This window comes from Polynucleobacter sp. JS-JIR-II-50 (assembly GCF_018687895.1).
GTDB lineage: Bacteria > Pseudomonadota > Gammaproteobacteria > Burkholderiales > Burkholderiaceae > Polynucleobacter.
Map to the genome: position 1 here is coordinate 1780480 of NZ_CP061307.1, position 22370 is coordinate 1802849.

Annotated in this window: 15 protein-coding genes; 11 read left to right on the forward strand and 4 right to left on the reverse strand. The window is 47.4% G+C overall.

From position 1 onward, the window contains the following. The first annotated feature begins 31 nt into the window (after positions 1-31). Positions 32-937, forward strand: coding sequence for an NAD kinase (locus tag FD963_RS08860; RefSeq protein ID WP_215363965.1), 906 nt, complete (start codon positions 32-34; stop codon positions 935-937). A 26-nt stretch (positions 938-963) separates the two neighbouring features. Further along, positions 964-2634, forward strand: a complete 1671-nt coding sequence (recN, locus tag FD963_RS08865) for a DNA repair protein RecN (protein ID WP_215362033.1) — start codon at positions 964-966, stop codon at positions 2632-2634. Between the two features lie 13 nt (positions 2635-2647). On the opposite strand, the gene glnE is transcribed toward recN, so the two are convergent. Beyond that, positions 2648-5461 carry a bifunctional [glutamate--ammonia ligase]-adenylyl-L-tyrosine phosphorylase/[glutamate--ammonia-ligase] adenylyltransferase gene (gene glnE, locus FD963_RS08870; protein WP_215362035.1) on the reverse strand — a complete coding sequence of 938 codons (2814 nt, stop codon included), beginning with the start codon at positions 5459-5461 and terminating at the stop codon, positions 2648-2650. Positions 5462-5538: 77 nt separating this feature from the next. Here glnE and FD963_RS08875 point away from each other — a divergent pair, with 77 nt between their 5' ends. Genes FD963_RS08875 through FD963_RS08890 form a run of 4 tightly spaced genes read left to right on the forward strand, consistent with a single transcriptional unit; the run spans position 5539 to position 13196 of the window. Continuing rightward, positions 5539-9690 (forward strand): YhdP family protein, encoded by a 4152-nt coding sequence (locus FD963_RS08875; RefSeq protein ID WP_251367220.1) that lies wholly within the window; start codon positions 5539-5541, stop codon positions 9688-9690. Positions 9691-9696: 6 nt separating this feature from the next. Continuing rightward, the gene (locus FD963_RS08880) at positions 9697-10530 is read left to right on the forward strand and encodes a carbon-nitrogen hydrolase family protein (protein WP_215362037.1); all 834 of its coding nucleotides are present in this window, start codon (positions 9697-9699) and stop codon (positions 10528-10530) included. Between the two features lie 20 nt (positions 10531-10550). Continuing rightward, the gene (gene tldD / locus FD963_RS08885; RefSeq protein ID WP_251367221.1) at positions 10551-12041 is read left to right on the forward strand and encodes a metalloprotease TldD; all 1491 of its coding nucleotides are present in this window, start codon (positions 10551-10553) and stop codon (positions 12039-12041) included. Between the two features lie 30 nt (positions 12042-12071). Continuing rightward, positions 12072-13196 carry a 3-deoxy-7-phosphoheptulonate synthase gene (locus FD963_RS08890; RefSeq protein ID WP_215362039.1) on the forward strand — a complete coding sequence of 375 codons (1125 nt, stop codon included), beginning with the start codon at positions 12072-12074 and terminating at the stop codon, positions 13194-13196. 42 nt (positions 13197-13238) lie between these two features. Here FD963_RS08890 and FD963_RS08895 read toward each other — a convergent pair whose 3' ends face one another. Further along, positions 13239-13808, reverse strand: coding sequence for a cob(I)yrinic acid a,c-diamide adenosyltransferase (locus tag FD963_RS08895; protein WP_215362041.1), 570 nt, complete (start codon positions 13806-13808; stop codon positions 13239-13241). A gap of 27 nt (positions 13809-13835) precedes the next feature. On the opposite strand from FD963_RS08895, the gene FD963_RS08900 reads away from it, so the two are divergent. The 5 genes from FD963_RS08900 to proC are packed head-to-tail and all read left to right on the forward strand — an operon-like array spanning position 13836 to position 19360. Next, positions 13836-15341, forward strand: a complete 1506-nt coding sequence (locus tag FD963_RS08900; RefSeq protein WP_251367361.1) for an FAD-linked oxidase C-terminal domain-containing protein — start codon at positions 13836-13838, stop codon at positions 15339-15341. Further along, a complete protein-coding gene (glcE, locus tag FD963_RS08905; RefSeq protein WP_215362043.1) occupies positions 15341-16486 on the forward strand; it encodes a glycolate oxidase subunit GlcE in 1146 nt (381 codons plus the stop codon). Before FD963_RS08900 ends, glcE begins: the two co-directional genes overlap by 1 nt. Before the next feature lie 8 nt (positions 16487-16494). Further along, positions 16495-17772: a glycolate oxidase subunit GlcF gene (gene glcF / locus FD963_RS08910; RefSeq protein ID WP_215362045.1), complete on the forward strand. Its 1278-nt coding sequence runs from the start codon at positions 16495-16497 to the stop codon at positions 17770-17772. Continuing rightward, positions 17769-18494, forward strand: a complete 726-nt coding sequence (locus FD963_RS08915) for a YggS family pyridoxal phosphate-dependent enzyme (protein ID WP_215362046.1) — start codon at positions 17769-17771, stop codon at positions 18492-18494. Before glcF ends, FD963_RS08915 begins: the two co-directional genes overlap by 4 nt. Beyond that, positions 18491-19360, forward strand: a complete 870-nt coding sequence (gene proC, locus FD963_RS08920; RefSeq protein ID WP_215362048.1) for a pyrroline-5-carboxylate reductase — start codon at positions 18491-18493, stop codon at positions 19358-19360. The genes FD963_RS08915 and proC overlap by 4 nt, the downstream gene beginning before the upstream one ends. Before the next feature lie 18 nt (positions 19361-19378). Here proC and ubiA read toward each other — a convergent pair whose 3' ends face one another. Together ubiA and recG are read right to left on the reverse strand one after the other, a co-directional pair. Further along, the gene (gene ubiA / locus FD963_RS08925; protein WP_215362050.1) at positions 19379-20242 is read right to left on the reverse strand and encodes a 4-hydroxybenzoate octaprenyltransferase; all 864 of its coding nucleotides are present in this window, start codon (positions 20240-20242) and stop codon (positions 19379-19381) included. A 10-nt stretch (positions 20243-20252) separates the two neighbouring features. Next, a complete protein-coding gene (recG, locus tag FD963_RS08930) occupies positions 20253-22340 on the reverse strand; it encodes an ATP-dependent DNA helicase RecG (protein ID WP_215362052.1) in 2088 nt (695 codons plus the stop codon). Positions 22341-22370 lie beyond the last annotated feature (30 nt).

Genomic DNA, 22370 nt, shown 5'->3' on the forward strand with positions numbered 1-22370 from the left:
AGAGATTTTATGCCTATGGTTTAATCGTTATATGTTAAGCCCATCCCAAAATTCCACCAAGAAGGCATTTAGCCGGGTTGCGCTTGTCGGCAAATTTCATGCTGATGGCATTGAGGAGCACCTAAAAGACCTAGCCAAAGTGGTCTCAGGATTGGGGTGCGCGGTCTTTATTGAGTCGGAGACAGCCGCCCACCTTGGTTTAAACAGCCATCCCACAAAAACTGCTCAGGACTTTGCTGGAGCAATTGACCTTGTTGTCGTTTTAGGGGGTGATGGCACCATGCTAGGCATTGCACGTCAATTAGCGGGCAGTAACGTTCCACTCGTTGGAATCAATATGGGTCGTCTTGGTTATATGACTGATATTCCAATTCAGTCGGTTCAGACTACGCTACCCAAAATCATTTCCGGGGAATACGAAGCCGATACGCGCACGTTGCTCGATGCCGTAGTTCTTCGTAATGGCAAAGAAATCAATCGTGCGTTAGCACTCAATGATGTTGTCGTGAACCGCTCCGGCATTTCAGGAATGGTCGAGTTGGCAGTTCACGTCAATGGCTCATTTATGTATAACCAACGATCTGATGGCTTGATTGTATCTACCCCTACCGGCTCAACTGCATATGCACTCTCAGCCGGCGGACCTATTTTGCATCCCCACGTTGCGGGCATTTTGCTAGCTCCCATTGCGCCACACTCACTCTCGAATCGGCCAATTGTTTTGCCGCAAGATAGCGTCACGGTGATTGAGGTAGTCAATGGACTTGAAGTCATTGTCAATTTTGACATGCAATCACAAACGAATTTACAAAGCGGTGACAAGATTGAAGTGCGTCAATCCGATAAAACTATTGATCTACTACACCCCAGCAATCACAGTGATTACAAGACTTTGCGTGAGAAATTGCACTGGAATGAATACCCATCGACTTTCTGATGTCGAGTTTTTTGCTACGCTAATACATGCTTCAAACCATCTCACTCCGTGACTTTGTCATCGTTGATCAGCTAGAGCTAGATTTCTCAAGCGGGTTTACTGTGCTGACCGGCGAGACCGGTGCAGGTAAATCAATTCTGCTAGACGCCCTTGGCTTAGTGCTGGGTGAGCGTGCTGATAGTAGCCAAATACGTGAAGGCAGTAACCGCGCAGAAATCTCATCACTCTTTCGGATTGAGCCAGAGTTAGTGCAATCGTTTAGTCAATGGCTTGATGAACAAGGATTCCCAATTGAGGATGAGGGCCAAAGCTTATTACTCAAAAGAACCGTAGAAAGTAATGGACGTAGTCGTGCCTTTATTAATGGCAGCGTTGCCACGCTGGCGCAATTGCGCGAAGCGGGTGACCAGCTAGTGGACATTCACGGACAACATGCCCACCAACTCTTATTAAAGGGCGGTGCTCAACGCGAACTTCTCGATCGCCACGCTGGCTTACTGCCACTCGCTGCAGAGGTAGCCCAAACGTTCAAAACACTGGCTGATTCTCGTCGCCGTCTTGAACAAGCGGAAAATGCAGGTCAAGACGTTGAGCGCGAGCGTGAGCGTCTTGAGTGGCAACTGGAAGAGCTCACCGAGCTTTCCCCGCAAGACGGTGAATGGGTCAATATTCAAAGCGAGCACGCCCGCTTAGCAAATGGGGCAAAGCTAATTAGTGGCTGCCAAGAGGCAATTGAGATATTGAGTGATGCCGATAATTCCCTGGAATCTACGCTGTCGAAGGTATGTACTAATGTAGGCGCCCTGGCGGAGCATGACCCAGCGTTAGGCGAGATCAATCAAGCCCTAGAATCGGCCAGCATTCAGCTAGATGAAGCCATTCATGGTCTCAATCGTTACCTACAAAAAATTGACTTAGACCCTGCTCGACTTTCTGAAGTTGAAGAGCGCATGCAAGCATTGCATAGTACGGCTCGCAAATACCGCGTTGAAGTAGACGAACTACCAAAACTCCTGCTTGAGACAACAGAGCGATTGGATGCTCTAACTGCATCCCAAAATATTGAAGCACTCCGGGATCAAGTTAAGCAAGAAGAAGTTGTTTACTTAAAGCTAGCAAAACAGCTTTCACAAAAACGTACTAAGGCCGCAAAAGAACTCGGTGATTTAGTGACTGATGCAATGCAAGATTTATCAATGGCAGGTGGGCGCCTAGAGATTGCTTTGGCACCCCTTAGTGACGGCGGATCCCATGGTCTTGAGCAAATTGAATTTTTAGTAGCCGGTCATGCCGGTAGCACGCCACGCTCACTTGCTAAGGTAGCCTCAGGCGGGGAGCTAGCCCGCATTAGCCTGGCAATTAGCGTTATTACAAGTAAAGCCTCATTCACCCCCACCCTCGTCTTTGATGAAGTGGATGCAGGTATTGGTGGTGCTGTTGCTGAAACAGTGGGCAAACTATTGCATCAATTGGGTCAATCTCACCAAATCTTATGTGTCACCCATTTGCCACAGGTAGCGGCTCAAGGCAATCATCACCTCAAAGTGAGCAAATCTCAAAACAGTGAGAAGACAGTATCGCAAGTACAGGTTTTGGGTAGATCTGAACGGGTGGAAGAAGTGGCCCGCATGCTTGGTGGCGCCACTATTACTGATACTACTCGCCGTCATGCCCGAGAGTTACTAGAGCAAAACTAAAGCTGCATTACCCCTAGCCAATGCTTGAAGGTGCTTTAAAAATCTCCAGCCAAAGCGCCTGAACCGCATCTCTTGCCGCAATGAGATCAATCTCATTTTCTAGATTGATCTGGGTTTTCTCGACTCCATCCAAACGCAAACGATGTTGACGGGCCCTCAACAATCGATACGCATTGCCAACAGTTAGCGCAGCCTCTTGGGAAATTAAGCCCACATCACCGGCTATTCGCAACAATGCAATATTTCCTAAATTGCCAATGAGCTGAGCATGCTGTTGGGCATAAGCCAAGACCAAGAACTGCACAATAAATTCAACATCGACCATGCCGCCAGAATCATGCTTTAAATCAAACTCGATCTTGGCATTGGGGTGGCCTGCATGCACCTTGCGGCGCATTTCTAAGATTTCCGCCCTGAGCTGCGCAATGTTTCGTTTCTGACTTAATACCTCGGAGCGAACTGAGTCAAAGAATTCGCCCACGCTGGAATTACCGGCTGAGTAACGAGCTCGCGTAAGGGCCTGATGCTCCCAGACCCAAGCCGCATTATCACCTTCTCGCAGTTGATATTTTTTAAAGGCGTCAGCATTCGTTACCAAGAACCCAGCAGAGCCATTAGGACGAAGACGCGTATCAATCTCAAACAAGCTACCAGTAGAGGTATACGCAGTTAACCAATTAATCATGCGCTTTGCTAGCAAGGCATAAACTTCTTGAGCGGCATAGTCTGAGTCTTCCGCTTGATACAAAAAGATAATATCTAAATCAGAGGCATAGCCCAACTCTTTGCCGCCTAATTTGCCATAAGAAATAATCGCAAATGGAGGGCTAGCCTCGAGAGGCAAATCAAACTTTTGGGCCACGCCAGGCCAAACCCGCTCAAATGTTGTCTGCAGAATTAAATCTGCTAGAGCCGATAGATGATCGCTTACTCGCTCTACCGGCAGCGCTTGTTGCACGCCAATACCTAGATCGGTCAATAGCGTGATGAAGGTTTCGTTGTGATGGGTAACTCGCAGGATATCCATCGCCTGCTCAGAGCCATCACCATCAGCCATGACATCATCGAGCCGCATATTGAGATGAGCTCGCACTTCAGCCCAATATGTTTCCGGATCCTCGATCAACGCTCTCTCGGTTTGAGAGCTCAACAAGTGATCCAGCAAATGCGGATGATGCGTCAAATATTGCGCGCCCCATTGTGATGTCTTGAGTAAGTCAAGGACATTAGATAATGCTCTGGGATACTCGGCCAAAATAGAAAGATAGGCACTACGCCTCGCAATTGCCTCAAGCAAATCAAACAAGCGCAACAGGGTTTGGTCGGCATGTGCGGAGGTGGCACCCTCAATCTGCAAAATCTCTGCCGCCTTGCACATCAAGTTATCGAAAATTAAACGGCTTTTTTCCGGCAATAATTTTTGTTTTGCGCTGTCAATCCAAGCCTGCCACCGCGCATGCGAATCAGGAAAAAATATTGGGTCGGGTGCCCAGTCCTGAGCTAAGGGCGCAATCTCAAGACGCGAGCCATCATCCAGTAAAAATGCTTTTTTAAAAAGTTGGGCAACCTTATTTTGATGCCGCTCTAGTTCGGTCATAAAAGCATTTACTTGTGCTTCTTGGCCTTGCATCGAAATCGCCAAGCGTGATCGGACTTCAGCATCATCAGGCAGATAGTGGGTTTGCTGGTCATCCCACACCTGAATACGATGCTCCAAGCGCCTTAAGAAAACATAGGCCGCCTGTAACGCATCTACCTCATCGGCGGGGAGGATGCCACATTGTTTAATGAGATCTAAGACCTCCAAGCTTGGGCGGACTCTAAAGCGAGGATCTGTACCGCCCCGCATGAGTTGAAACATTTGCGCTAAAAACTCAATCTCTCGAATACCGCCGCGCCCTAACTTGATATCATGCGAACGCCCTTGATGGCCCGAAGAGCGTTTTTCTGCTTCCGCCTGAATTTGCGCATGCAAATCCCGTATAGAGGCAATCACACCATAATCTAAATGCCGACGGTATACAAAGGGGCGAATCAGTTGGTCAAGCTCTCTTTGGCAGCGAGGAAAATCCGGAGATCCTGGTAGAGGCGCGATTAATCTACCTTTAATCCAAGCGTAGCGCTCCCACTCTCGCCCCTGAACCAATAGATATTCTTCTAGCATATCCAAACTACACACCAGCGGTCCTGAATCTCCATTGGGACGAAGACGCATATCTACCCTAAAAACAAACCCATTGGCGTCGTGCTCAGCAAGCAGCTTAATTAAGCGTTTGCCCATTCTCGTGAACCATTCCTGGTTGGATAAGTTCTTAGGCCCGCCACTAGTCTCACCCTCATGCTCATAGAGAAAAATCAAATCGATGTCTGAAGACAGATTGAGTTCAAGGCCGCCCAATTTACCCATGCCGACAACCATGAGAGGCATCTCTGATTGTGTTGTGTTGCTCCAAGGCAAACCGAAGCGGGTTTTGAGATCCCCTCGAATAAAAGCTATTGAAGTGGAAACCGCTAATTCAGCAAAATGGCTAAGCGCCTGAGTCACCTCTTGCAAGTCGGCCATGCCATTTAAATCCCGGAATGCAACCCAGAGCATCAAACGCTGTCTTGCCAAGCGCAAATTGGCCATCCACAGGGTATCGTCTTGCGCATCAGCCCATTCATCGACGCCACAGTCTTTTAGCAAGGCCTTAATGCCCTGTATATCGACTTTTTTCTGCCCTTGAATACGGAGCCACTCCAGCCACTCAGGGCGCGCACTTAGCCAACGTCGCGCATAAGTCGAGTGTTGCTCTAAAAAATCGATTTGCCGGGAAAAATCATCCATTCCCCCATCTTAATCTGACCCCGAGACCCAAGCCAGAAGCTTGGCGATCAAGCTAGGGCTGAAGGATAATAGGGGCCATGCCGCAAAACATCATCCCACCTCGCCTCAAGAGCGTGCTTGCTAAACGTCCTCAAGGTTCGAACGGGGCCTGGCATAAGCGTGCACTCATCTTGACGGGTATTGTCTTGGCTCTTTGTGTGCTGGTGCATGTGGGTGTACGGTTTGTTCTTTGGCCGCAAATTGAGAAATCTAAAGTCTCAGTTGAAAGACTCATTAGCGCCCGCATTGGTACAGACGTATCTATGGACTCTCTACAAGTTTCATGGACAGGTATTAGACCTAATTTTGAAATTGAAGGCTTACGCTTCAACGGTGCCGATAAAGCGAAACCGCTCTTATTCATTCAGAAAATTAATGGTCAACTCAGCTGGGCAACTTTTTATCACCTAACGCCATTCTTTCATGAGCTCAATATCGAGGGTGCTGAAATTTATGGGCAACGTAACAGTAAGGGCGTTATTACTGTAGCCGGCATCCCCATAGACGGAAATTCCAACGACTATTCCACGGAGAATTGGCTCTTTGCTCAAAATGAGATTCATCTCAGTCATGTGAAATTATTTTGGGATGATCAACTCAAAAAGAAATCCATTACTTCGATAGATATTCAGAGCCTTTCTCTTATCAATGGCATTCGTAGTCATCAAGGCTCGCTGAGTGTCATTACACCCTGGACCAAAGGTCCAGCCTCACTTGATATTGACCTAGTACACCATATCGGCGGCCAAGCGGGTAATTGGCGTGATTGGATTGGAAGCATCTCTTGGGGCTTAAATGAACTCCAGCTCACTCAAATAGCAAATGAATTTGCTCTCTCGCTCAATACACTTGAGGGAGTGGTGAGCTCCAATGGAAAATTAAAAATTGATAACGGCAAACCTGATGGCGGAGAAATTTACCTTGCTGCCGATCGTTTAACTATTCAACTATCTAAAAATGAAGATGCCATTGCACTTGGAAGACTAGAAACTAACCTGATTCAAGAAACTGATAATGGATTGATATCGGTCACTACTAAAACATTTGCCTGGCGAGATATTGAGAGCTCAAACTCTACCCCCCTCGAGAATTTAAGCCCAATGACTTTCCGCTGGAGACCACCGGCAGGGGATGGGGAAATTAAAGAGTTTGGTTTTTCATCGCCAAAGATTTCAGTTGAGGATATTGCCTTGTTTGCTCTCAATCTTCCGCTATCTAAAAAAGTTCATCAATGGATTAAAGCCTCGCGAGCCGATGGTGAGCTACAAGATCTCGATATCAATTGGTCTGAAAGTAAGTCGCCCTTATCCGCTCTCAATATTCCCGGCGGATGGTTCAAGTCAAACAAAGTAGACTTTACTGTGAGCGGAAAACTCATCGACATCGGTTTTGTTGGCATCAATAAAACCATGCCCTCAGTATCCAAGCTGTCTGGCTTCCTTTCTGCCGACCAAAACAAAGGGAGCTTCTCGATTAAATCAACCGATCTAGAGGTCGACGTTAACGACTTATTGGTTGATCCAAAAATCAAGCTTGATCAAGCCAATGGTCAAATTTCTTGGGCAAAACAAAAAGGGAATTGGGTCGTTAATGCAAAGCAGTTGTCACTCAGTAACTCCGAGATTTCAACAATGCTCAATCTCAATTACATCCTTGGTGAAGGTAAAAATCCTGACTTCATGGATCTGGACATGGATTTTGCTCGGGCTGACCTCAAAACCGCCTATCGTTATTTACCTGTTGGCATGGGCAGCGATGCCAAATCCTATTTAAGTAAGGCGTTTGATGCAGGCATCATCAAAAATGGTAGCTTGCACATTAAAGGTGACCCTAATGCAGTGCCCTTCCCTAAAGTAGGCTCAGGAGAATTCACACTCAAGCTGCCGATTAATGGCGCCACCTTCAGCCCAGTACCAAGCTCATCTACCGCACAAGGTATTTGGCCCGCCTTCAATAAAGTAAATGGCATGATCAATATGCAGAATGCCAACTTTACGGTAGATATCGATCAAGCAAGCTACAAACAGGTGGCACTAAGCAAATTTCATGCAGAAATTCCTAGTGTGAGCGCAAAGCAATTACTTCTGACGGTGAATGGTGAGGCTCAAGGTGACGCCCCACAACTGCTTGAATATCTATTTGCCTCACCTGTCGGTAAAAAACAAATTGCGCTTGAGCGCAATCTAAAGGTTACAGGGCCCACTAACCTTAGCTTAGGTCTCAGCATTCCCCTGTCTGGTAACGGAGACACCAAAACTGACATTCAACTAACTTTTCCTGGCAACAGAGTCCAGTGGGACGACTTGCCGCCCCTGGATAACCTCAAAGGAAAGATTCGCATAACCGAGATCAATCCTGAATTCGAAGATATCACCGCTAACTTCCTTGGTGGCGCCATCAACATTTCAAGCGCAAAGCCAAATCAAGGCGGCCAGAGCTATAACATTTCAGGCGATATTGGCGCTAGCTTTATTAGAGACTACTTTGTAAAGGATTCATCGGTTCAAGTGCTGCCGATTTTGCAAGCCCTGAGCGGCGTTGCAAGATATGAGGGCACCATTCATTTCAATAAAGGCAATAGCGAAACCAATCTCAAGATTGATATGCGTGATTGGGCTAGTTCAGCGCCGGCCCCCGCGAAAAAGCAGATGGGGACGCCCATGTCAGGCCAGTTAACTCTGAAAACCTTTGCAAAATCGCCCACTTCTTCCACTCGATTTACATGGGATGGAAAAATTGGTGATGCCTACTTTATTCAAGGCGAACTTGGCAGCGATGACACTCTTCGTCATGCGCTAGGCATTGGCACTGCCGCAGTCCCACCGACCCAAGGATTTCAACTCAATCTTGCAGGTGCAGAACTTAATCTCGATGTATGGCAAGATTTTTTAGAAAGCCAAAAGAAAAAAGGCGCCTCTAAAGCAGAAGAAAACAATCCAACCAATATTCAAATTGCCGCCCAAGTAAAAAAAGTAATTTTGTTTGAGCGCCCTTGGCAGGATCTGAATTTTTCAGCAAGCAATAAAAAGGCTGCCTGGCAAATGCGCATTACCTCACCCTCCATCGCTGGTCAATTGCAATACACGGAGCCTAATAAGTCACAACCAAGCGGTTTAATTATTGGGCGCTTAGCGCGACTCAAGTTTCCCGATAAAGTCAGTGCTCCAATTGAGGTCAAAAAACCAGCCTCAAAAAATCTTCCCATCAAAACTGCGATTAATCCTGACTCCATTCCCAGTATTGACTTAGCTATTGATGACTTCAACTGGGGCAAGGCTCAACTTGGTCAGGTGAAAATTAAAACCAGGACAAATAACAACGTCCTCAATATGGATTCCATCCAATTTAATAATCCCCAAGGCAGCTCTGTTTTGACTGGGCGCTGGGTTGGTGCCACCCAGAATCAAGCTGAACACACAACGGTGAATGTTGATTTAGTCATTAAGGATGCTGGTCAAATTATTGAACATTGGACTAGCCAAAAATCAGTCGAAGGCGGCCAGGGCAAACTGACCAGTAACGTGGAGTGGGATGGCACCCCTTTCACACCTCAATACGACACCCTAGCCGGTAAGGTAACTTTGAATCTTGAAAAAGGTCGCCTGTTGGAGGTGAATACTAGCGGCGCCAAGCTACTTGACGTTCTCAGCCTACAAAGTTTGTTTAGATTTGCTACTTTGGACCTACAGGGAAGTTTGGGCAATATTGTGACTAAGGGAACTCCGTTTAATTCTATTGATGCTTCTTTTGATATTAGCTCTGGAGTTGCTCAAACAAAACAATTCACAATGGGTTTAGATCAAGCACGGGTTGCTATGAATGGGCAAATTAATATCCCCAAACAAACGCAAGATTTGCGTGTCACTATATTCCCAACAATTGATGCAACAGCTGGCTCATTGGCCGCCTTTGCCATTAATCCAATTGTGGGTCTGGGCGCATTGGTTGGGCAGTATTTAATTACGAGTCAAATCAACCGTAATCTCCAGTCAGACTATTTGGTCCAGGGCTCTTGGGATGACCCAGAAGTGATTCCCCTTGATCAAAAGGGTCAGCCAATTGACTCAAAAACTTTAGATACTATTCGCAGTAAAGACTTGTTAAAAGAGCAAAGCAAACCGAACAGTAGTAACTCAGGGCCACAAAGCAATCCAAGCAATTTAGGTAGCCCCAATAAAATTGTTAACTAAATCATCATGAACCCCTCAGAAAATAGCGCAGACCTCAAGATTGCCTCCATTCAGATGGTGTCAACACCTGATTTGCGGGAGAACTTATCTACGGCGAGCAGACTCATCGCCTCAGCCGCAACTGAAGGCGCACAACTAGCCGTCTTGCCTGAGTATTTTTGCTTAATGGGTCTCAAGGATACCGATAAGGTGCACGCCCGCGAAAGCCTTGGAAGCGGCCCCATCCAAGAGCAACTGTCGGATATTGCGCAACAAAATAATATTTACCTAGTAGCAGGCACTATTCCACTGGAAGCAAAAAATTCCAATAAAGTACTTAATACAACCCTTGTATTTAATCCTGCCGGCGAGCAAATTTCTCGTTACGACAAAATCCATTTATTTGGTTTTCAAACAGCAACTGAGCGTTATCAAGAATCGGAAACGATTGAGGCTGGCAATGAGCCGGGCCTCTTAAAAATTTCTATTCATGGAAATGATTGGACATTTGGCTTGAGTATTTGTTATGACCTACGCTTCCCAGAGCTCTATCGTGCCCTTGGACAGGTAGATTGCCATATCATCCCAGCCGCCTTTACCTATACAACTGGCAAGGACCATTGGGAAATCCTATTACGCGCTCGCGCTATCGAAAACCAATGCTACGTATTAGCCTCCGCCCAAGGCGGCATTCATCAAAATCAACGTCGCACTTGGGGCAACAGCATGCTGATTGATCCTTGGGGTATTATCTTAGCCAACCTCCCTGAGGGGGAGGGCTTTATTTCTGGGGTTTTGTGCAAAGATAAATTAAACGAGGTACGCTCTAAGTTACCCGCACTTGCGCATCGCAAGCTTTAAAGAAAGATCTGCTGAACCACATGAATGCACCAGAAGCGCTATTTCCTGCCAATTGGACTAAATCTAAAAAGCAAGCAGACCTCATCAAATTAGCCAAATCTATTTTGCTCGAACCAACAGGCTTATCCGAGCAAGACTTGCACGGCACCTTCGGCAACTTATTTGCCCATCGCCTTGATGATGCAGACCTCTACTTCCAACATACTCGTAGTGAGAGCTGGAGTCTTGAAGAAGGCATCGTTAAATCCGGCAGCTTTAATATTGATCAAGGCGTCGGTGTGCGCGCTATCTATGGCGATAAAACAGCTTTTGCTTATTCGGATGAAATTAATTTAGAAGCTTTAAATAAAGCAGCCAAAGCTACTCGAGTAATTGGGCCCGAGGGTGGCAAGCAGACGGTTGCAAGCAAACTATTTAACCCCGTATCTAATAAACTCTACTCGGACGTCAATCCTTTAGACTCTCTTCAGCCGAAAGAAAAAATTGCGTTACTAGAAAGTATTGAGCGCCGTGCTAAAGCACGTGATCCGCGCATTATTCAAGTAATGGCCAGTCTGGCTGGAGAATTTGATGTCGTATTGGTTGTGCGAGCAGATGGCTTGCTAGCTGCAGATGTTCGCCCGCTAGTGCGCGTTTCAGTACACGTGATTGCGGAACAGAATGGTCGACGTGAATCAGGTTCGTCTGGCGGCGGTGCACGTCATGACTATCTTTACTTTAACGAAGAACTTATTAATCGTTACGTCGATGAAGCTGTTGACGGAGCCCTAGTTAACCTCGAATCTCGCCCAGCACCTGCTGGCCCAATGACAGTAGTCATGGGACCGGGCTGGCCTGGCGTTCTATTGCATGAGGCGGTTGGTCATGGTCTCGAGGGCGACTTTAATCGCAAAGGATCCTCTGCTTTTGCTGGTCGGATTGGACAGCGTGTTGCAGCTAAAGGCGTCACTGTTGTGGATGATGGAACTTTATCTGGACGCAGAGGCTCTTTAAATATCGATGACGAAGGTACTCCAACTCAATGCACTACCTTAATTGAAGACGGCATTTTGAAGGGCTACATCCAGGATAGCCTGAATGCCCGACTCATGAACATGCCCCTCACTGGCAATGGTCGTCGTGAAAGTTTTGCTTCACTACCAATGCCGCGCATGACAAATACCTATATGTTGGCCGGCAAAGATGATCCTCAAGAAATTGTTGCCAGCATCAAGCGCGGTTTATACGCAGTGAACTTTGGTGGTGGCCAGGTTGATATCACTAGCGGCAAATTTGTGTTTTCCGCTTCAGAAGCCTACTGGGTTGAGAACGGCAAAATTCAATATCCCGTCAAAGGCGCCACCATTATTGGTAGTGGACCAGAATCCCTAAAACAGGTTTCCATGATCGGAAATGACCTGAAATTAGACGGTGGGGTCGGGGTTTGCGGCAAGGAAGGGCAAAGCGTTCCAGTCGGGGTTGGGCAGCCTACCCTGAGGATTGATAGCCTGACTGTGGGTGGGACTGCCTAATATTGGCTAATTACGGCTTAAAATAGCCGGATGAGCCAACAAAATACGAATCCCGCTAATTGGTACTCCGCTGTCGACAAGACTTCAGATACTGACGATCAACGCATTGATAACATTTCTGTTCTGCCTCCGCCAGAGCATTTAATTCGTTTCTTTCCGATTTCTGGAACGCCCACCGAAGCATTGATCAGCAACACTCGCAAAAAGATCCGCGACATTATTCATGGCAAGGATGACCGCTTACTCGTGATCATCGGACCATGCTCCATTCATGACCCAAAAGCAGCGTTGGAATATTGCCAGCGTCTTTTAGCTGAGCGCGAGCGTCTTTCTGGTGAATTAGAAATTGTGATGCGCGTGTATTTTGAAAAGCCACGTACAACTGTTGGCTGGAAGGGTTTGATTAACGATCCGTATCTAGATGAAAGCTATCGCATCGAAGAGGGGCTGCGCCTTGCTCGCCAAGTATTGATGGAAATTAATCGTCTTGGCATGCCTGCTGGTAGCGAATTCTTGGATGTGATTTCTCCGCAATATATTGCTGACCTAATTTCTTGGGGTGCTATTGGTGCGCGCACTACTGAGAGCCAGGTTCACCGCGAACTTGCATCTGGCTTATCTGCACCTATCGGATTTAAGAACGGTACTGATGGCAACATCAAAATTGCTACTGATGCAATTCAAGCTGCAGGTCGTCCACATCATTTCTTATCCGTTCATAAAAACGGTCAAGTATCCGTTGTGGAAACTAAAGGCAATAAAGATTGCCACGTCATTTTGCGTGGTGGTAAAGAGCCAAACTACGAGGCTCATTTTGTGCAAGCGGCCTGCTCTGAGCTAGAAGCAGCAAAGCTTCCAGCCAGTTTGATGGTTGATTTATCCCATGCCAATTCAAGCAAGAAACATGAACGTCAAATTGTGGTTGCTGATGATGTAGCACAGCAAATTGAATCTGGCTCACATCAGATTTTTGGCGTGATGATTGAGAGTCATTTGAATGATGGTGCCCAGAAATTTACCCCCGGAAAAGATGACCCAAGCAAATTGGAATACGGCAAGAGCATTACCGATGCCTGCATCAACTGGGATGACTCCGTAAAGGTGCTAGAGCGTCTAGCTACGGCCGTTAAGAAACGCAGAAGTAAGAAAAAGTAATACTGCAGTATTTTTTAAGCGCTACTGATAAAAGAGACTAATTTATTTAGTCTCTTTTTTTTCGTGCTTCCACATCACATCCGAACCACCAGCCGCACGATTCAAAATACGCGCAAGCACAAAGAGCAAATCAGATAGGCGGTTGACATATTGACGAGGGGAATCATATAAAGGCTCCTCCCAACCCAAGCGAACAATCGAACGTTCGGCCCTGCGACATACGGTGCGACAAACATGGGCTTGTGCAGCAGCGCGAGTACCGCCCGGCAAAATGAATTCAGTCAAAGGGGGCAATTGTTTGTTGTATTTCTCAAGCCAAACATCTAACTGCGCTACATGCTCAGGATTGAGCAGTTTGTAGTTAGGGATGCAAAGTTCGCCCCCTAAATCGAATAAATCATGTTGCACCTGCAGAAAAAGCTCCTGTAATTCAGCAGAAATGCTTGCTGGGATGTCCTCGGTCATTAAAACCCCGATTTCAGAGTTCAACTCATCGATATCGCCCATGGCGCAGACCCGCAGGTGATCCTTCTCTACGCGACTTCCGTCACCCAAGCCCGTCATTCCTGCGTCACCGGTTCTAGTGGCGATTTTTGATAGTCGATTTCCCATGAGCTTAATTATAGGTAAATGGCTAAAATGATTCTTATGAATATGGTGACCCCACCCCCCGAATTAGCCGCTATTAGCGCCCTTCAGTCCAAATTGGTAGCAGCCTTGCGCCCAATCCTACCGGAACATGCCCTTCTATGGGAGCCAGAAGACACCATTCCATACGAATGTGACGGCCTAGCCGCCTACCGTCGGATGCCTTTGGCAGTAGCTTTGCCAGAAACAGAAGTGCAAGTTGCCCAAATTTTGAAGATTTGCTATGCGATGCAAATACCAGTGGTACCTCGTGGATCCGGAACTGGGCTCTCGGGTGGGGCAATGCCTCTTTCTCAGGGATTGGTACTGTCACTAGCCAAGCTCAAGAAAATTATCAGCATTGATCCATTTACTCGCACTGCGGTCGTTCAGCCTGGCGTGCGCAATCTTGCGATTTCTGAAGCAGTGGCCCATCTCGGTTTGTATTACGCTCCAGACCCCTCCTCTCAGATTGCTTGTTCGATCGGTGGCAACGTCAATGAAAACTCTGGTGGCGTGCACTGTCTTAAATACGGCCTCACTCTGCACAACGTTCTGCGTGTGCGCGGAATACTCATGAACGGTGAGATCGTTGAATTTGGGGGCTTAGCACCAGATGCGCCTGGACTCGATCTACTCGCCATCATCATGGGTAGTGAAGGCATGCTCGCAGTGGTCACTGAAGTTACAGTTAAGTTGGTAGCGAAACCAAAATTGGCTCGTGTCATCATGGCGAGTTTTGATGACATTGAAAAAGGTGGTAATGCAGTTGCTGCCATTATTGCTGCCGGCATTATTCCTGCTGGCTTGGAGATGATGGACAAAGCTACCACTCGTGCTGTGGAAGAATTTGTGCATGCAGGCTATGACTTAGATGCGGCCGCTATTTTGCTCTGTGAATCTGATGGCACCCCAGAAGAGGTTGCCGAAGAAATTGAGCGCATGACCAAGGTACTTGAGCAAGCTGGCGCTAGTGGAATACAGATTTCTAAAGATGAAAGCGAGCGCTTAAAGTTTTGGAGTGGGCGCAAGAACGCTTTCCCAGCAGCTGGACGCCTAGCACCTGACTACTATTGCATGGACGGTACTATTCCTCGCCGCCACATTGCTACGCTCCTCAAGCGCATTCAGGGTATGGAAGAAAAGTATGGCCTTGGATGTTTAAACGTATTCCATGCGGGTGACGGCAATATGCATCCCCTGATTTTGTTTAATGGTGCTGACCAAGAAGAATGGCATCGTGCAGAAGAATTCGGCACTGAAATATTAGAAGCCTGTGTAGAACTCGGCGGCACGATCACTGGGGAGCATGGCGTTGGTATCGAAAAAATTAATTCGATGTGTGTGCAGTTTGGTGAAGGTGAGCGCGAATCTTTCTGGGGCGTGAAGAGCGCCTTTGATCCAGAAAAATTGCTCAACCCAGATAAAGCTATTCCGACTTTGAGTCGCTGCGCCGAATATGGGCGTATGCGTATTAGCGGCGGCCAATTGCCTCACCCAGAATTGGAGCGCTTCTAATGAGTCACTCCCATCCACAAATTAATGCATTCCAAGAGCAAATTCTCAATGCAGCTAAGAATAAAACCCCGCTCTCGATTGAAGGCGGTGGCACTAAATCTTGGTATGGCAACCCGAATAGCTACACCAAACTAGATACACGTACTTACTCCGGTATTTTGGAGTACCAGCCAGAAGAATTAGTCATCACCGCTTGTGCTGGCACTCCACTAAAAGAAATTGAAGCGGCTCTCAAAGAAAAGAATCAGGTGCTTGCTTTTGAACCACCGCACTTTGGTGAACATGCAACCTTTGGTGGCGCAATTGCCGCCGGCCTTGCTGGCCCAGGGCGCATTACTGTGGGCAACTTCCGCGACTTTGTATTGGGTGCTCGCATTATTGATGGCAAAGGCCAAGATCTTTCCTTTGGCGGTAAGGTCATGAAGAACGTAGCGGGATATGACGTCTCTCGTTTACTGCCTGGCTCTTTGGGAACACTTGCTCTTTTGTTAGAAGCCTCAGTCAAGGTCTTACCTAAACCTGCGGCGACCGCAACCTTACGTTGCCAGATCTCCCAAGAGAAAGCCCTCAAGATATTAAATGAATGGGCTGGACAGCCACTACCTTTATCTGCAAGCTGCTGGATTGGCTCCGCTAAAGATGGAGATGGAGAGCTAACTTTCCGTCTTGCTGGTGCGGCAGCAGCCGTAAAGGCTGCAATTCCTCTGATGAGCTCTGTAGTGATGGCTACTGAGGTCAAAGAAGATATTGCTGAACATTTCTGGAATGATTTACGTGAGCAAAAACTTTCTGCATTTGCCAATCTAGGTGCCGATCAAACGCTTTATCGTTTATCCCTGCCTGCTGCATGTGGACCACTTCATATTCCAGGCGCCAATGATCAAATTGTTCTGGAGTGGCATGGTCAACAACGTTGGATTACAGCGCCTGGTAACGAGGCGACCTTTAAAGCCATCAAGGCCATTGCTAATTCCCATGGCGGACATGCAACTCGCTTTAGACAGGGTGCCAGTGTAGACCCCAGCAATCAGCGCTTTACCTTGCTATCCGAGCAAGCTCACTCCTTTGCCCTTGAGGCAGTGCAAGAACGCCTGAGATCAGCTTTTGATCCTTCAGGTGTATTCGCTACTAAACGTCTTCCATAAGCCTTTCTATGCAAACTCAACTCGCCCCTCAATTTGCCAACACGCCGGAAGGTATCGAGGCAGCCCGCATTCTGGGTAAATGTGTTCACTGTGGCTTTTGTACGGCCACCTGCCCCACCTATCAAATACTGGGTGATGAGTTAGATGGGCCTCGCGGACGCATCTATCTGATTAAGCAGATCGCCGAAGGGCAGGCACCCACTGAAAAGACTCGCCTGCATTTAGATCGCTGTTTAACTTGCCGTAATTGTGAGAGCACCTGTCCGAGTGGTGTGCAATACGGCAACTTAATAGACATTGGTCGCAAGTGGGCAGAAGAAAATACGCCTGAGCGCCCAATCGGCCAACGCTTGACCCGTTGGGCCCTAAAAGAAGGTTTAACTAAGCCCGCCTTATTTAATACGGCTATGACCCTAGGTCGCTTAGTGCGTCCGTTAATGCCAAGCGGTATCAAGCGCAAGATTCCGCTAACTGTTAATAAGGCACTGGCCGATTCCACTGATGCTTACGCAAGACCTTCTACAGCCCATCAGCGCAAAATGGTTTTACTCGAAGGTTGCGTACAACCTGGCATGCTCCCAAATATCAATTCAGCTACAGCGCGCGTTCTTAATGCGTTGAAGATACAAATGATTAGCGCGCCCAATGCCACTTGTTGTGGTGCGCTACGCTATCACCTCAATGATCAAGCCGGCGGCTTAGATAATGCCAAGCAAAATATTGATGCGTGGTGGCCTTTGGTTGAAAGTGGTGTGGAAGCCATTGTGATGACAGCATCTGGTTGCGGTGTGATGGTGAAAGACTATGGACATCTATTTGCAAATGATCCTATCTATGCAGCCAAAGCGAAAAAGATTTCAGATCTGACCAAAGATATTTCTGAAATACTACCTTCCTTACAAAATGAGCTGGTGCAGCTGGTAGGAACAGATCCAAAACCAGGCGTCGTATATCACCCGCCTTGCACCTTGCAACACGGCCAACAAATTCGCGGCAAGGTTGAGGGATTGCTTTCTAGTATTGGTATTGGCGTGCGTTTATGTGCCGATAGCCATCTTTGCTGCGGTTCTGCGGGTACTTACTCTGTTACTCAACCAGAACTCTCTGAGCAACTTCGTAAAAACAAGTTAACTCACTTAAACGCTGCCTGCGAGGAATCTGGTGCAGAGGTCATTGTTTCTGGAAACATTGGCTGCATTACTCATCTGCAGCAAGAAGACACCCCAGTAGTGCATTGGATTGAAATCGTAGATCAATTACTTAGCAAATCTTCTAAGGCCTCATGAATTCCATCGTTGTCAATCTGATGCAAGTCAGAGCAAGGATTGAACTTGCCGCCTTAGCAGCAAAGCGTGAGCCCGAAGAAATCGAGCTTTTGGCAGTTAGCAAGACCTTTCCTACTGCTGCCGTTGAAGAAGCTATGCATGCTGGACAATCAGCTTTTGGTGAAAACTATGTGCAAGAGGCCGTTGAAAAAATTGAGAAGCTAGCCAAATTACGCCCTTGGTTAACCTGGCATTTCATTGGCCCTTTGCAGAGCAATAAAACCAGAGAAGTGGCCCAATACTTCGATTGGGTTCATAGTGTGGACCGCCTCAAAATTGCAGAACGCCTATCTGCCCAACGCGGTGAGTTTCCAGATTTACCGCCATTAATGGTTTGTGCACAGATCAATGTGAGCGAAGAAGGCAGTAAAAGTGGCGTCTCTCTAATTGAAGTCGAAGAGCTTTGCAACGCCATCGCCTCTTTACCAAACTTGGTTCTGAGGGGTTTGATGGCTATTCCAGCGCCTAATTCAGACCCCATCTTGCAACGCCAAGCGTTTGCAGCAGTGCAAGATTGTTTCAAGCGTATACAAGCCAGCCATTTCACTGAGCTTGGCTACCAGTTCTTTGACACCCTTTCGATGGGCATGTCCGATGATTTAGAGGCCGCCATCGCTGAAGGCAGCACTGTAGTTCGCGTTGGTACAGCTATTTTCGGGAAGCGCGATAAGATTAGCAAATGAGCACAAACAAAATCGCACAAAACAATAGCAATGCGCACATTACCTTTATTGGCGGTGGCAATATGGGGCGCGCCCTCATCAGCGGCCTTCTTGCTAACGGATTCAAACCCAATCAAATCTCTGTTGTAGAAGCTAATGCTGAAACTGCCCTAAAGTTACATGAAGATTTTGGTGTTCAAGGCATTGGCGCTCTGGAGCACATCGCTTTTGATTTCTCTAAAAATAATGTGCTTGTTATGGCAATCAAACCCCAAGACTTCAATGTCGTTGCTAAAGGTTTGGCGTCTAAGTTAAAGCATGCCAGTGCCCCTGGTCCACTCATTCTGAGTATCGCTGCCGGTATTCGCCTAAAGGATATGAGTCGCTGGCTTGATCACACACGCTGTGTGCGCGCCATGCCAAATACTCCAGCCTTAATTGGTAAAGGCATTACCGGTCTTTTTGCAGATGCCGCTGTAGATCAGTCTGATCGGGCCTTAGCAGAAACCATTTGTAATGCAGTAGGTCAAGCCGTTTGGGTAAAAGAAGAAAAGCTGATGGATGCAGTAACTGCTGTTTCTGGTAGCGGCCCAGCATATGTCTTTGCATTTTTAGAGGCAATGCAATCTGCTGGAGAGAAACTCGGTCTTGATTCAGGGACGGCGCGCAAGCTGGCTTATGCCACTCTTGAAGGGGCTACACAGCTCGCCCATAACTCTGATGAACACGCTGGTGTTCTGCGCGAGAGAGTCACTTCAAAGGGCGGAACCACTGCTGCCGCTCTAGATGTCATGAAGCAACAAGGTTGGCACGAGATTTTAGAAAAAGCGATTGATGCAGCCAGTCAGCGTGGCAAAACGATGGGTGATGAACTAGGTCAGAGTTAAGCTGTTACCTATTTCGGCCTAGTTAATTGCTAGGCCCAACACAATTCCCAGAAATAAAAATCCGCCTAACCAGTTGTTATGGCGAAATGCTCTGAAACAATTATCTCTATTGCGGGTTGAAACCAACTTCAAGTGATAGATTGCGCAAGCGAATGCTGCGAACCAGCCCACTAAAAAATAATTACTCAAGTTAGCCAATTGCGCTACCCATAACTGACTCAGAAAAAGCATCCCGTAGCTTATTGCTATAGCGACGACATCGTACCGACCAAAAGTAATGGCCGATGTTCTCAACCCTAGGCGCAGATCATCATCGCGGTCAACCATGGCATAGGCTGTGTCATAGGCGATCGCCCAAAAGATGTTCCCAATGAATAAGAACCATGCCTCTAGGGGAATGAAATCCAAAATAGCTGCATACGCCATCGGAATACCAAAGCCAAAAGCAATACCCAAGACAGCTTGGGGCATGGCAAAAAAGCGTTTTGTAAAGGGATAGACGAAGGCCACTAGCAAAGCAAGCACGGATAGTTGCTTTGTAAATACATTCAGAGGCTGAATGAGTAAAAACGCAATTAAGGCCAATACCCCAGCCACAGCTACAGCCTCTTTACCCGAGATTTTTCCACTCGTGACTGGGCGACCTTGGGTACGCTTAACATGACGATCAAAATCACGATCAGCATAGTCGTTGATTGCGCAGCCTGCACTCCGCATCAAAAATGTACCGACAGTAAAGATCAGCAAAATGGATAAATCAGGTACACCACTGCTTGCCAACCAAAGGGCCCAGAGCGTAGGCCACAACAGTAATAGCGTGCCAATCGGCTTATCCAGCCTGATTAAATATCCATAAGAAATAAAACGCTCTTTTACATTCATAGGTTAATTATCAAGCCTTTAGAAATTCTGCTCGAGATCCGAGCCAGCGTTCTAAATGACGCTCCACCAGATCTGCATGCTCAGCAAGTAAGCGCTCAGCCGCCTGTTGAGCTAACTCAATTAACCAGGCATCGCGTTGCAAATCAACAAAGCGCAACATCGCATCTCCTGATTGCTTCGCACCCAGTAATTCACCTGGACCACGCAGTGATAAATCCCGCTCCGCAATCACAAAACCATCTGAGGTCTCACGTAAAGTTTGCAAGCGCTCCTTGGCGGCCATTGAAAGGGGCTCGGCGTACATCAAAATACAGACCGAATCTGCAGACCCCCTACCCACGCGCCCGCGCAATTGATGAATCTGGGCATAACCAAAGCGCTCAGCATGCTCAATTACCATTAATGCTGCATTGGGTACGTCTACCCCAACCTCAATTACCGTAGTGGCAACTAAAAGCTGAATCTCATTTGCCTTAAAGGCGGCCATGACTGATGCTTTTTCTTCTGCTTTTAATCTGCCATGCACCAAGCCAACCTTAAAGTCAGGTAAAGCCTGTGTCAGTTGCTCGAAGCTCTCAACTGCTGTTTGCAATTGCAGCACTTCAGACTCTTCAATGAGAGGGCACACCCAGTACGCTTGCAACCCCTTGGATAACCAACTTTGCAAACCACCGATCACCTCATCACGGCGGCCGGCTTTAACTACCTTGGTAGCAATCGGTTTTCGGCCAGGAGGTAATTCATCGATGACAGAGACATCCAAGTCGGCATAGTAGGTCATCGCTAAAGTGCGTGGTATTGGTGTTGCTGACATCATCAGTTGATGGCAGTAAAACAGTTCTGAGCCAACCCGTTGCTGAATCTCTAAACGCTGCCTCACTCCAAAGCGATGTTGCTCATCAATCACTGCGAGGCCAAGTTTGGCAAAGCTCACATTTTCTTGAATAAGAGCATGCGTACCAATAATGAGTTGAGCTTGCCCATTCTCGATCACTTCTTGCGCCAATCGTTTTTCTTTGGCTTTCAGACTTCCTGACAGCCAAGCGATTCTGACCCCCAAAGGTTCAAACCATTCTTTCATTTTGAGGTAGTGCTGCTCAGCCAAGATCTCCGTAGGCGCCATGATGGCGGCTTGATAACCATAATCCATCGCCCGCGCCGCAGCTAAGGCAGCCACTACGGTCTTACCGCTACCCACATCCCCCTGTAAAAGGCGATTCATCGGAAATAATTGTGAAAGGTCATGACTAATTTCAGACCAAACGCGCTCTTGAGAATTAGTTAATTTAAAAGGTAATACTTTCAGCAAGCCCGCTTCAAAGCTTAGCTGCTCTTTCTTGCCTTTACTCTCATCTTTATTTTTTACAAAACTTGGTGCATGTCGCTCTCGACGAATGGCATGCGCACGCTTTAACGAAATTTGCTGGGCAAGGAGCTCCTCAAACTGCACTCGACGCCAAGCAGGATGAGTGCGCTCTAGCAATGCCTGAGTATTGGCATCGGCAGGCGGTTGATGTAAATAGATAATCGCCTCTTGCAAGTTTGGCCAATCATGACTTGGCAACAACTCTGCCATCAGTTCTTTGGGCAAGAACTCAGCCAGACTATCTTGCAGGCTTGGGTCACGTAAGGCTTGTGTCACTGCTTTACGAATAATCGCTTGCGAAACTCCAACGCTTGCCGGGTAAACTGGGGTCAAACTAGCAGGCAAAGGCGCATCTGGAGCTACAGCTCTCACAGTAGGATGCACCATCTCCGGACCCTGAAAACCTTCGCGTACTTCACCGCGGACTCGAATATTGGCCCCGACAGCCATTTGTTTTTGTTGGCTGGGGTAGAAGTTCAGAAAACGCAGATTTAAGGTTTCAGTGTCATCCTCGATGGTGACTACCATCTGCCTTCTGGGCCGAAACAAGACCTGATTGCGAATAACTACGCCTTGGGTCTGAGCGGAGTTAAACCGACCTTGGGCAATTGCCTCCTCGATGGTGAGTAGCTCAGTCTCATCCTCATAACGGGTCGGCAAGTGCAAAGCAAGGGCCATAGGGCTGTCTAAACCCATCTTTTGGAGTGTGCTTGGCGCTTGTTTAGTAGTCATCGTTAAAATCTAATACCTGATGGTAATGCT

Excerpts from the sequence above, each read along its gene's own strand:
- glnE (WP_215362035.1), bottom strand. The coding sequence starts at position 5,461 with ATGGATGATTTTTCCCGGCAAATCGATTTTTTAGAGCAACACTCGACT.
- recG (WP_215362052.1), bottom strand. The coding sequence starts at position 22,340 with ATGACTACTAAACAAGCGCCAAGCACACTCCAAAAGATGGGTTTAGAC.
- glcE (WP_215362043.1), top strand. The coding sequence starts at position 15,341 with ATGAGTCACTCCCATCCACAAATTAATGCATTCCAAGAGCAAATTCTC.
- tldD (WP_251367221.1), top strand. The coding sequence starts at position 10,551 with ATGAATGCACCAGAAGCGCTATTTCCTGCCAATTGGACTAAATCTAAA.
- recN (WP_215362033.1), top strand. The coding sequence starts at position 964 with ATGCTTCAAACCATCTCACTCCGTGACTTTGTCATCGTTGATCAGCTA.
- FD963_RS08890 (WP_215362039.1), top strand. The coding sequence starts at position 12,072 with ATGAGCCAACAAAATACGAATCCCGCTAATTGGTACTCCGCTGTCGAC.
- FD963_RS08915 (WP_215362046.1), top strand. The coding sequence starts at position 17,769 with ATGAATTCCATCGTTGTCAATCTGATGCAAGTCAGAGCAAGGATTGAA.
- FD963_RS08875 (WP_251367220.1), top strand. The coding sequence starts at position 5,539 with ATGCCGCAAAACATCATCCCACCTCGCCTCAAGAGCGTGCTTGCTAAA.
- FD963_RS08880 (WP_215362037.1), top strand. The coding sequence starts at position 9,697 with ATGAACCCCTCAGAAAATAGCGCAGACCTCAAGATTGCCTCCATTCAG.
- FD963_RS08860 (WP_215363965.1), top strand. The coding sequence starts at position 32 with ATGTTAAGCCCATCCCAAAATTCCACCAAGAAGGCATTTAGCCGGGTT.
- glcF (WP_215362045.1), top strand. The coding sequence starts at position 16,495 with ATGCAAACTCAACTCGCCCCTCAATTTGCCAACACGCCGGAAGGTATC.
- FD963_RS08900 (WP_251367361.1), top strand. The coding sequence starts at position 13,836 with ATGATTCTTATGAATATGGTGACCCCACCCCCCGAATTAGCCGCTATT.
- FD963_RS08895 (WP_215362041.1), bottom strand. The coding sequence starts at position 13,808 with ATGGGAAATCGACTATCAAAAATCGCCACTAGAACCGGTGACGCAGGA.
- ubiA (WP_215362050.1), bottom strand. The coding sequence starts at position 20,242 with ATGAATGTAAAAGAGCGTTTTATTTCTTATGGATATTTAATCAGGCTG.
- proC (WP_215362048.1), top strand. The coding sequence starts at position 18,491 with ATGAGCACAAACAAAATCGCACAAAACAATAGCAATGCGCACATTACC.